This window comes from Roseateles sp. AC306, from assembly GCF_979253795.1.
In genome coordinates, this window is the sequence record NZ_CEEDEB010000005.1 from 354910 (window position 1) to 364516 (window position 9607).

12 protein-coding genes are annotated in these 9607 nt (G+C 69.9%); 2 read left to right on the forward strand and 10 right to left on the reverse strand.

The genetic code is table 11. The annotated features are described in order from the left end of the window. Positions 1-5: 5 nt before the first annotated feature. The 10 genes from AC0IZJ_RS13725 to AC0IZJ_RS13770 all read right to left on the reverse strand — a co-directional run bounded on the left by AC0IZJ_RS13725 (position 6) and on the right by AC0IZJ_RS13770 (position 7215). Positions 6-503 (reverse strand): ATP synthase subunit I, encoded by a 498-nt coding sequence (locus AC0IZJ_RS13725; RefSeq protein ID WP_471850579.1) that lies wholly within the window; start codon positions 501-503, stop codon positions 6-8. Positions 504-652: 149 nt separating this feature from the next. Continuing rightward, a complete protein-coding gene (locus AC0IZJ_RS13730; protein ID WP_471850581.1) occupies positions 653-1534 on the reverse strand; it encodes an SMP-30/gluconolactonase/LRE family protein in 882 nt (293 codons plus the stop codon). Between the two features lie 17 nt (positions 1535-1551). Next, entirely contained in the window at positions 1552-2067 is a 516-nt protein-coding gene (locus AC0IZJ_RS13735; RefSeq protein WP_471850583.1) for a GNAT family N-acetyltransferase, read from the reverse strand. A gap of 25 nt (positions 2068-2092) precedes the next feature. Beyond that, positions 2093-2794: an alanyl-tRNA editing protein gene (locus tag AC0IZJ_RS13740; RefSeq protein WP_471850585.1), complete on the reverse strand. Its 702-nt coding sequence runs from the start codon at positions 2792-2794 to the stop codon at positions 2093-2095. Beyond that, positions 2794-3633, reverse strand: coding sequence for a PhzF family phenazine biosynthesis protein (locus AC0IZJ_RS13745; RefSeq protein ID WP_471850587.1), 840 nt, complete (start codon positions 3631-3633; stop codon positions 2794-2796). Before AC0IZJ_RS13745 ends, AC0IZJ_RS13740 begins: the two co-directional genes overlap by 1 nt. Then, positions 3630-4079 carry a GNAT family N-acetyltransferase gene (locus AC0IZJ_RS13750; protein WP_471850589.1) on the reverse strand — a complete coding sequence of 150 codons (450 nt, stop codon included), beginning with the start codon at positions 4077-4079 and terminating at the stop codon, positions 3630-3632. The genes AC0IZJ_RS13745 and AC0IZJ_RS13750 overlap by 4 nt, the downstream gene beginning before the upstream one ends. Then, on the reverse strand, positions 4079-5287 hold the full coding sequence (locus AC0IZJ_RS13755; protein ID WP_471850591.1) for an aminotransferase-like domain-containing protein: 1209 nt from the start codon (positions 5285-5287) through the stop codon (positions 4079-4081). The genes AC0IZJ_RS13750 and AC0IZJ_RS13755 overlap by 1 nt, the downstream gene beginning before the upstream one ends. A gap of 28 nt (positions 5288-5315) precedes the next feature. Next, complete coding sequence (locus AC0IZJ_RS13760) at positions 5316-6011, reverse strand: aspartate/glutamate racemase family protein (RefSeq protein ID WP_471850593.1); 696 nt, start codon at positions 6009-6011, stop codon at positions 5316-5318. After that, positions 6008-6298: a DUF2917 domain-containing protein gene (locus AC0IZJ_RS13765; protein WP_471850595.1), complete on the reverse strand. Its 291-nt coding sequence runs from the start codon at positions 6296-6298 to the stop codon at positions 6008-6010. The genes AC0IZJ_RS13760 and AC0IZJ_RS13765 overlap by 4 nt, the downstream gene beginning before the upstream one ends. Beyond that, on the reverse strand, positions 6295-7215 hold the full coding sequence (locus tag AC0IZJ_RS13770) for a DMT family transporter (RefSeq protein ID WP_471850597.1): 921 nt from the start codon (positions 7213-7215) through the stop codon (positions 6295-6297). Before AC0IZJ_RS13770 ends, AC0IZJ_RS13765 begins: the two co-directional genes overlap by 4 nt. Positions 7216-7289: 74 nt before the next feature. On the opposite strand from AC0IZJ_RS13770, the gene AC0IZJ_RS13775 reads away from it, so the two are divergent. Together AC0IZJ_RS13775 and AC0IZJ_RS13780 are read left to right on the forward strand one after the other, a co-directional pair. After that, positions 7290-8723, forward strand: coding sequence for an aminotransferase-like domain-containing protein (locus tag AC0IZJ_RS13775; protein WP_471850599.1), 1434 nt, complete (start codon positions 7290-7292; stop codon positions 8721-8723). 183 nt (positions 8724-8906) lie between these two features. Continuing rightward, positions 8907-9494: a response regulator gene (locus AC0IZJ_RS13780; protein WP_471850601.1), complete on the forward strand. Its 588-nt coding sequence runs from the start codon at positions 8907-8909 to the stop codon at positions 9492-9494. Positions 9495-9607: the final 113 nt, after the last annotated feature.

Consider the following 9607-nt stretch of genomic DNA (forward strand, 5'->3'; position numbering starts at 1 on the left):
CCTCGTCAGTTCCGTTGATGGCCGCGCCAAGCGAGCGCAAGCCAGTTCACTTTGATGCAGACCGCGAGGGTGCCCAGCAAAGCTGGCCAACTCAGGCCCGGCACCACCTTTGGCGCCAGTACCAGCATCGCGATCGATGCACCGATTTTCAAAAATTCCCAACCCATGAATCGCGCAGCCGCACCTGCCGCTGAATTCACTCGCTTTGTCATGCCCCGCGCCAGCAGCATGTTGGGCAGCACCACGGCCGCAACGCCGTAAAGCGCAGAGGCCATCGCCACGCCGGATGCCGTCCACAGCCAGATGACGGCCACGCACAGCAAACCGGCGACCAGCTGCATCCCCAACACACGCCAGGGCGACAGCATCGGCAACGCGGACTTGACCGCTGCCGCCTGCTCCGGGGTCAGCGCCTTGACGGGTGGCTCCTCGTTGTCGTCGTCCCAGCCGCCGGCCGTCGAAACAGCGGGGGGCCAGGTCTTACGGAGGCCGTTCTCGGTCATGGCGCCAGATCCTGGGGTGGGCGGCTCAACGTCTTCAGACTGACAGACGCTAGTTGCACCAAGATGACGCATGAGCGCCATCAACAAAGCCAGTCATTATATGTGACGAGTCACACCTGGGTAAACCTGTCCCCTCGATCAAACGCCATTCAGGCGCTTGTCAGCGTCGCGGGCAAGCCAGGCACAGCGACGCGCATTTGCAACACCGCGCCGGCCAGCGGCTCGCGTTCCAGTTCATCGGCGGGGCGCTTTTCGCGGGCCGTCGTGATGAAGAGAGTGCGCAGGTCGGGGCCGCCGAAGGTGGGCATGGTCGGGCAGGTCACGGGGAGGTCGAGGCGCTGCACGACCTCGCCGGAGGGCGCGATGCGCACGAGGCTGCGCCCCTCGAACATCGCGGCCCAGTAGTGGCCTTCGGCGTCCATCGCCGCGCCGTCGGGGCGGCCGCCGTAGGGCTCGCCGGGCGTGCGGGGCTTGAACTCGGCAAAGACGCGCGCCGACGACAGCTTGCGCGAGTCCGCCACGTAGATGCGATGCGCCTTGGTGTCGGACCAGTGCATGCGCTGGCCGTCGGGACTCCAGGCCAGGCCATTGGCCGTCGTCAGCCCCGTCACCTCGGCACTAAAGACGCGTCCGTCGAATTCGTAGAGCGCCGCCTCGGGCTCCCGCGCATCCGAAATGCTGCCTACCCATAGCCTGCCGTCGGGGCTGACCTTGCCATCGTTGAAGCGCAGCCGCGAGGGGTCGTAGGGCGGGGGCACCAGCAGCGCCTGGGCGCCGGTCGACGTGTCGAGCGTCCAAAGCCCGTCACGCCGCGCGACGAGCAGGCCACCGCTTGCGCGTGCCGCGATGCAACCTGGCTCTGCATCCTGCGGCCAGACGTCGGGCGAGTCGGCGCCCTCGCGCCAGCGCAGCACTTGGCGGCCGGGAATGTCGACCGCGTAAAGGACCTGTTCGGTCGGATGCCAGAGCGGCGATTCGCCGAGCAGGCAGCGGTGCGAGCCGAGGGGCTGGATGTCGTGTGCGAGTGCCATCCCGCCACTCTAGGCGGTTATCCGAAGTAACTCGGCCGGAAGGCGCCGAGTTCCGCCTTCAGGTAGTGGGCGCCTGGGATGGGGTTGAAGTAGAACGGGGGCACGTCCACGAAGCCCAGGCTTTCGTAGAGGCCGCGGGCCGCCTCCATGTCGTCCAGCGTATCGAGCAACATGCTGGAGTAGCCGGCCTCGGTGGCGCGGTCCATCAACTGCTGAGCGAGCATGCGGCCCAGGCCGAAGCGGCGGAATGCCGGGCGCACGAACAGGCGCTTCATCTCGCAGGCGTTGGCGTAGTCCGCATCGGGCAGCGGGCGGAAGGCGCCGCAGCCGGCGACGGCGCCGTCAACGAGGGCCAGCAGCATCAGGCCGCCGGGCTGGGCATAGGCGCCAGGCAGACCCGCCAGTTCGTCTTCGAAGCCCTGGAAGTCGAGGTCGAAGTTCAAGCTGTTCGCGTAGTCGCGCAGGATGAGGCGGGTTTCCTGCCAGTCCTCGGCGGACTCGGGCGTGATGAGCTGGATGTCGGGGCCGACCATAGGCGGCGAAGTTTAGCCAGCGGCGTCAGGACGCAAATCCCAAAACCACTCGGCGCGTCTTGGCGCTCTTCTTCTCGATCTTCGTGACGACCACCGCGCCGACCTCCGCCGTGTTGCTGACATGCGTGCCACCGCACGGCTGCAAGTCCACGCCTTCGATCTCCAGCACCCTCACCCGCCCCAGCCCACGCGGTGGCTGCACGCTCATCGAGCGGACGAGGCCAGGGTTGGCGTCCAGTTCGTCTTCGGTGATCCAGCGGTGGCCGACGGGATGCGCCTCGGCAACCAAGCGGTTCAGGCCGGCCTGGATGGCTTCCTTGTCGAAGGGCTCGTCCGTATGGAAGTCCAGCCGCGCATAGGTCTCGGTGATGGAGCAGCCGTCGACCGAGTAAGGCAGCAGCGCGCACAGCAGATGCGTGGCGGTGTGAAAGCGGCGGTGGGCTTCGCGGCGGCCGGCATCGACGTCGACTTGCACGACCGTTCCCGCCGCAGGCGGGTCGCCGTCGACCAAGTGCACGATGGCACCGGGCTGGTCCTTGCTCTTGCGCGTGTCGCTGATGCGCCACCGCTGCTCACCCGCCGTTAGGAAGCCGGTATCGCCAGCCTGCCCGCCGCCAAGCGGGTAGCAGACGGTGCGGTCGAGGATGACGCCGCCCTCGCCTTGCGCCAGCACGGTGGCCGCGCAGGCCAGCAGCGTCGCGTCGTCGCGGAAGAGCTCTTCGGTCATCACAACCTCACCTGGCCGTGGATCAGCGGCGTCACGTCGCCGCCGATCCATGTCGCCTCGGCGTCGCGCCGCACGTGCACGCGGCCGGCGCGGCCCAAGGCGGCACCTTGTGCCGCGACGTAGCTGTCACCGGCCAGACCCGCCTCCTGCAACCACAGCGCCAGGCCGGCATTGAGGCTGCCGGTGACGGGGTCTTCCGGCACGCCGAGGTCCGGCACGAAGGCGCGCACCTCGAACTGGCACTCGCTGCCGGCTGGGTGGGCACCAATGACGCCGATCTTGAGGCCCTGCATCGCGGCGAAGTCAGGCTGCAGCGCGAGCACGCTGGCGGCGTCGGCCAGGCGGGCGGCCATCCAGCCGGGGCCGTTGTCGCACCAGACGAGATCCAAGAGCGCCTCCGGCGCGATGCGCAACGCAGCGATGGCCTGGGCACGGCCGGACGCGTCGACGGGGCCGGTGCGCTTGAGCGGCGGCGCGGCAAAGGCCAGTCGGGCACCGTCACGCTTGACGCGCACCAGACCGATGGCGCATTCCTGCACGACCTCGCCGGGCTTCTTGGCGTCACCGCCGCTGGCCAGAAAGGCATGCGCGCTGCCCAGCGTCGGATGGCCGGCAAAGGGCAGTTCGCCGCCGGGCGTGAAGATGCGCACGCGGTAGTCGGCGCCCGGGTCGGTGGGCGGCAGCAGGAAGGTCGTCTCGGACAGATTGGTCCAGCGCGCAAACGCCGCCATCTCGTCGTCGGACAGTCCGCCCGCGTCGATGACCACGGCCAGCGGGTTGCCCTTGAGCGGCGTGGCGGTGAAGACGTCGATCTGGACGAAGCGGCGCAATTCAGTCATGGCGAAGTGGTGGCATTGAGGTAGAGACCGGGCCGCACGATTTCCATGCCGCGCTGCGGCGCGGCCAGCGGCGTGAAGCCGTGGCCGGTGTAGAGGGCGTGGGCGTCGCGGGTGAAGAGCATGAAGCGGCGCAGGCCTTGCAGGTCGGGGTGAGCGAGCAGCGTCTCGATCATCCACGTCGCCAGGCCGCGGCCGCGATGGGCGTCCAGCACATAGACGTCGCAGAGGTAGGCGAAAGTCGCCCGGTCGGTCACGACACGTGCGAAGCCGACTTGGCCAACGCCCTCGGCATGCAGCGCAATGCACAGCGAGTTCTCAATCGAACGCTCGACCAACGCGAGCGGAATGCCCTCGCACCAGTAGGCCCCGCGCAGAAAGGCATGCGCCGCGCGGGCATCGACATCTCCTGGCGCGAAGCTCAGCCGGTAGCCCTCCCGCTGCGTCATCAGGGCGCGTGCTCCGTGGCCGGCTCCAGCGCCTCGTGCAGCAGGCGGCCGAGCTTCTCGACACCCTCGCCGATGAGGTCAGGCGTCAGCGTGACGAAGGACAGGCGCAGCGTGCGCGGGTCCGGCTGGTGGGCGTAGAAGGCCGCGCCGGGCACGAAGGCGATGCCGGCGTCGACCGCACGCGGCAGCAGCGCCATCGCGTCCAGCCCGGCCGGCAGGCGGATCCAGAAGAACATGCCGCCCTGCGGGTTCTGCCATTCACAACCCGGCGGCATGTGCTCGCGCAGCGCCACGGCCATCGCGTCGCGGTTGGCCTTGTAGCGGGCGCGGATGGTGGGCACGTGGCCGTCCAGGAAGCCGCTCTTCACCACCTCGTGCACGACGCGCTGGTTGAAGCCCGGTGTGTGCAGGTCGGCGGCCTGCTTGGCCTGCAGCAGCTTGGGGTAGAGCTCGGGCGGCGCGATGAGATAACCCAGGCGGAAGCCGGGCGTCAGCACCTTGGAGAAGGAGCCTAGATACAGCGAGCCCTCGGGCCACAGGCTGGACAGCGCGGGCGGTGGCGGCTCGTCGAACCAGAGGTCGCCGTAGGGGTTGTCCTCGACGATCGGCACGCCGGCGCGGCGCGAGGCCTCGACGACCTCGATGCGGCGCTGCGCGCCCATGACGCGGCCGGTGGGGTTCTGGTAGTTGGGCAGCAGGTAGCTGAAGCGCGTGCCGGGCGCGTCATGCGGCAAGGCGGCAATGGCCTCGGGGCGCGGGCCTTCGAGGTCGCTGGCGAGGCTGGCGAAAAGCGGCTCGAAGGGCGTGAAGGCCTGCAGCGCGCCGAGGTAAGTCGGCGTCTCGACGGCCACCGGCGCACCGGCGTCGCAGAGGATCTTGCCAACCAGGTCCAACCCCTGCTGCGAGCCGCTGGTGATGAGCACCTGGTCGGGCGAGACCTTCATGCCCAGCGACGCGACGCGCGCGGCCACCCACTCGCGCAGCGGCGCATAGCCCTCGCTGGCCGCGTATTGCAGCGCCTCGCGCGGCGTGTCAGTCAGCACACGGTCGCAGGCGGCCTTGATGGCGGCTACGGGAAAGGTGTCCGCGCTGGGCAGGCCGCCGGCCATGGAGAGCACGCCCGGCTTCTCGGTGACCTTGAGGATCTCGCGAATGATGGACGGGTTCATGCGCGCGGCGCGGCGCGCCTGGGTCCAGATCGTGCTCATGATGGGGTGGCGGTGGATGTCAAAAGAGTCAGCCTAGCATCCAGTCGACCGCAGCGCGGGCCTGCAGCTCGGTGGAGTCGAACAGCGGCAGCGCTGCAGGCGAGCCGGCCGGGAGCGACAGGCCCAACTCGGTGCAGCCGAGGATGACCGCCTGTGCGCCGCGGTCGGCAAGCTGCGCGACCTGGGCGCGCAGCAGCTCGCGCGAGGCAGGCCCGAAGCGGCCGCGGCAGAGTTCCTCGTAGATCAGGCGGTGCACCTCGGCACGGCCGGCTTCGTCCGGCGTGATGACCTCGATGCCGAAGCGCTCGCGCATGCGGTCACGGTAGAAGCCGTGCTCCATCGTGAAGCGCGTGGCCAGCAGGCCGGCGCGTTTGACGCCGGCCGCGCGCAGGGCCTCGGCCGTCATGTCGACGATGTGCAGCACCGGCAGGCCGGCCGCCTGCTCAACCTCAGTGGCGACAAGGTGCATGGTGTTCGTCGCGATCAACAGCGCCTCGGCACCCGCACGCCTCAGCCCCGCACCGGCGTCGCCCAGCACGCGCGCCGCGCCCGCCCAGTCGCCCGTCGACTGCAAAGCCGCAATCTGCGCGAAGTCGACGCTGTGCAGCAGCAACTGCGCGCTGTGCAGGCCGCCCAGCCGTGCGGCGACATCTCGATTGATCAACGCGTACAGAGACTGGGTCGACTCCCAGCTCATCCCACCGAGGATGCCCAGCGTTCTCATGCGCCCACCCAAGCAAGGCGCCAGCCGGCGGCGGCCCGTGCCACGCGTCGACGTTGCGCAACCGGCTGCAACAGCTGGAAGGCCGCCTCGGGCCAGGCTTCGACAACGGCTTCCTGGCCCGCCGCAAGCGTCACGCCCTCGCCACGGCAAAGCCGGTGGTCATCGGTGCCGCCAGACACGGTCAGCCACAGCCGGCCACTCGTCACGACAAGCCTTCGCGGCTCGCCCGTGGCGGCCACCGTCAGCGCCTGCCCGGGGCTCAGTTGCGTGGTGAATCGGTCTCTCACGTGGCCTCCCTGAGATTGATCGGTTGCCGCTTGCCCAGCCAGACCACCGCCAGCACCGCGGCGGCGAAGACCAGCGTCATCGCGTCCAGCGTCTCGCCGAGCAGCGGCACGGCCAGCAGCATGGAAAGAAACGGTTGCAACACCTGCACCTGGCTGACACGCAGCGTGCCGCCCAGCGCCAGGCCGCGGTACCAGGCGAAGAAACCTATCCACATCGAGAACAGCGACACATAGGCAAAGCCGGCCCAGGCCGAAGGCGCGACCGGCGCGGTCGGCCGCGTCATGACGGCCAGCGGCACGGTGATGGGCAGGCTCAGCACCAGCACCCAGCAGATCACCTGCTCGGCGGTCATGTCCTTGGTCAACTGCGCCCCGCTGACATAACCCGCCGACGCGCAGACCACTGCGCCCAGCAGCAGCACGTCCGCCATCTCCAGCCCGCCCGCACCACGCCAGGCGGCGAAGCCGACCACCAGGCCCAGCCCGGCAAGCGCGCAACCCCAGAAGGCCGGGCTCGGCCGCTGGCGCAGCACCAGCGCGGCGATGACGGCCGTGGCCAGCGGCAGCACGCCGGAGATGACGGCGGCGTGCACCGCGTCCACCTGCCGCACGGCCAGGCCCGACAGCAGCGGCCAGCCGAAGACGACGCCGCCGGCCGTGAAGGCCAGCCAGCGCCACTCCCCGCCGCGCGGCAGGCGCGCGCCGGTGGCGGCCAGATAGGCCAGCGACAGCACCCCTGCGACAGCGGCGCGGCCGAAGGCGACGAAGGCAGGGTCCAGCTGCGGCGCCTCGGCGCTGCCACCGGCCAGCCTCGTCATCGGCAGGCTGAGCGCGAACATGACGACGCCGGCCAGGCCGAGCAGCAGGCCGCGGGTGGCGTCGGACGCCGTGGTGGTGGAGATGGATAACCCTTGCATGGGCTCAGTCTAGGGACAGATACCGATACAGACACAGTACAGTTGACCCAGCCACACTTGGAATCTGTACTGCCATGCCCACCGGTACACACCCGCCGCTGCAGCGCGATGCCAGCCAGCCGCTGGCCGGCCAGCTGGCCGAGCGCTACGCCCAACGCATCCGGGAACGCCTGCTGCTGCCCGGCGCCCGCCTGCCCTCGGTGCGCGACTGCGCGCGCCAGCACGGCGTCAGCCCGCACACCGTCGTCGCCGCCTATGACCAGCTGCAGGCCGCCGGCCTGCTGGAGGCGCGGCGCCAGCGCGGCTTCTTCGTGCGCGAGCACCGGCCCGCAGCAACTGCGGCCCGCAGCGCGCGCCCGGCCACGACGCTGCCCCGCCAGGCGCCCATGGACGCGACGGCGCTCATCCGCGGCATGTTCGAGGCCGACGCGGCGCGCTCGCCCGGCCTGGGCACGCTCCCGGCCGACTGGCTGGACCCGACGCTGCTGCAGTCCGCATTGCGTCGGCTGCACGGCGGCCAGGAGCAGGCGCTGCAAACGAGCTACGGCGACCCGAGCGGCGACGAGCGGCTGCGCGTGGCGCTGTCGCAGCGCCTTGCCGACCTCGGTATCCACGCCAGCCCGGCGCAGATCCTGACGACGAACGGCGCCACGCACGCGCTGGACCTGCTCATCCGCACGCACCTGCAGCCGGGCGACGCCGTGCTGGTCGACGACCCGGGCTGGGCCATCATCTTTGCGCGCCTGACACAGGCCGGCATCCGGCTGCTGCCGGTGCCGCGCAGCGCAGAGGGACCGGATCTCGAAGTGCTGGCCGCGCTGGCCAGGGAACACGCGCCGCGCGCCTACCTGACCGTGTCGGTGCTGCACAACCCGACCGGGCACAGCATCGACCTGGCCACCGCCCACCGGCTGCTGCGCCTGGCCGACGAACATGATTTCTCCATCGTCGAGGACGACAGCTATGGCTTCCTCGCGCCCGAGCATCTGCCGCGCCTGGCCGCGCTGGACGGGTTGCGCCGCGTCGTCTACGTCGGCGGCTTCTCCAAGGTGCTGACGCCGGCCTGGCGCGTGGGCTACCTGGCGGCCGCACCCGAGCGGCTGGCCGCGTTGACCGACACCAAGCTGCTGGACGGCCTGACCAGTTCGCCGGTGCTGGAGCGCGCCGTGGCGCTGTGCCTGGAGCAGGGCCGCCTGCGCCGCCATGCGCAGCGCCTGCAGGAGCGCCTGGCCCAGGCACGCCAGCGCGTGGCGACGTTGGCCGCCCGGCAAGGCTTCAGGTGGGCCGCCCCGCCCGACGGCCTGTTCGGCTGGCTGGACACAGGTGTCGATACCGAGCGCCTGGCCCAACCGTTGCTGGACGCCGGCTGGCTGACCGCGCCCGGCGCCCTCTTCAGCGCCACGCGCCGCCCCGGCTCGCTGATGCGCGTCAACATGGCCACGTCGCAGGACCCGGTCTTCTGGCGCCAGTTGCGCGCCTGCGTGGACGACATCCGCAGCCCGCAGTGAGCCGTTCCGGCACCGGCGCGGTGCAGCTCTGTGTGGCCCTGCGCAACAGGGCTTGCGCACGGATTCCTGTCGCCTGAAAAGGCTGACGAATAGGTCACACCGCCGCAGGTTTGCTGGCCGGCCGGCTCTGCGTGGGCCAGCAGAATGCCGGCTGATCGCCATGAGCGGCGGTCCGATCTGGCCATGACCGAACCTTTGAAATTTCTCGTCGTCGACCCTCTCTCCGGTGTCCAGTCCTTTGCTCGCCAGCTACTGCAAACGCAGGGCTTCTCTGCCGACAGCATCCTGTGCTGCGCCGACACGGACAGCGGGCTTGCGCAAGGACTGCTGTTCAAGCCCGACTTCCTCATCACCGACTGGTTTGCAAAGGCAGGCCTGAACGGCGTCCAGCTCTTCCAGCGCCTGCAATCGGCGCAGCCGCGTCTGCGTCTGGCTTTGCTGAGCTTCGAGATCACGCCCGAGCGCGAGCAGGAGGCGTTGGCCCTGGGTGCGCATTTCCTGCTGAAGAAACCCTTCACGGCCGAGCAGTTCAAGGCAGATCTGACGCGCGCGCTGGCTGCGCTGGCCAAGGACCCGACCGGCCTGCGCAGCCGCGCGGCGGCGCGCATCGTGCTGCCGCCACCGCCGCCCGTCATCAAGCCCGGCGACACCGTGCGCTACAAGGGCCAGCGCCATGTGGCGCAGTACGTGGTGCACCGCCCCGGCGAGACGGTGGTGCAGCTCAAGGGCATGGCAGCGTTGATCCCGCTGGACCAGCTGCAACCGAGCTAGGCCTGTTGGCACTACGGCAGTGGGTCGCGAAGGCCATCCGCCAGGGGCCAATCAAGGCGCAGCGCGCCGCTCGCATTGATATGCGAGCAAGCGGTGCAACGCCGAGTGGCCCC

What these genes read in the sequence shown, in the direction of transcription:
- AC0IZJ_RS13775 (WP_471850599.1), top strand. Translation starts at nt 7,290, where the DNA reads ATGCCCACCGGTACACACCCGCCGCTGCAGCGCGATGCCAGCCAGCCG.
- AC0IZJ_RS13750 (WP_471850589.1), bottom strand. Translation starts at nt 4,079, where the DNA reads ATGACGCAGCGGGAGGGCTACCGGCTGAGCTTCGCGCCAGGAGATGTC.
- AC0IZJ_RS13780 (WP_471850601.1), top strand. Translation starts at nt 8,907, where the DNA reads ATGACCGAACCTTTGAAATTTCTCGTCGTCGACCCTCTCTCCGGTGTC.
- AC0IZJ_RS13740 (WP_471850585.1), bottom strand. Translation starts at nt 2,794, where the DNA reads ATGACCGAAGAGCTCTTCCGCGACGACGCGACGCTGCTGGCCTGCGCG.
- AC0IZJ_RS13760 (WP_471850593.1), bottom strand. Translation starts at nt 6,011, where the DNA reads ATGAGAACGCTGGGCATCCTCGGTGGGATGAGCTGGGAGTCGACCCAG.
- AC0IZJ_RS13730 (WP_471850581.1), bottom strand. Translation starts at nt 1,534, where the DNA reads ATGGCACTCGCACACGACATCCAGCCCCTCGGCTCGCACCGCTGCCTG.
- AC0IZJ_RS13745 (WP_471850587.1), bottom strand. Translation starts at nt 3,633, where the DNA reads ATGACTGAATTGCGCCGCTTCGTCCAGATCGACGTCTTCACCGCCACG.
- AC0IZJ_RS13725 (WP_471850579.1), bottom strand. Translation starts at nt 503, where the DNA reads ATGACCGAGAACGGCCTCCGTAAGACCTGGCCCCCCGCTGTTTCGACG.
- AC0IZJ_RS13735 (WP_471850583.1), bottom strand. Translation starts at nt 2,067, where the DNA reads ATGGTCGGCCCCGACATCCAGCTCATCACGCCCGAGTCCGCCGAGGAC.
- AC0IZJ_RS13770 (WP_471850597.1), bottom strand. Translation starts at nt 7,215, where the DNA reads ATGCAAGGGTTATCCATCTCCACCACCACGGCGTCCGACGCCACCCGC.
- AC0IZJ_RS13755 (WP_471850591.1), bottom strand. Translation starts at nt 5,287, where the DNA reads ATGAGCACGATCTGGACCCAGGCGCGCCGCGCCGCGCGCATGAACCCG.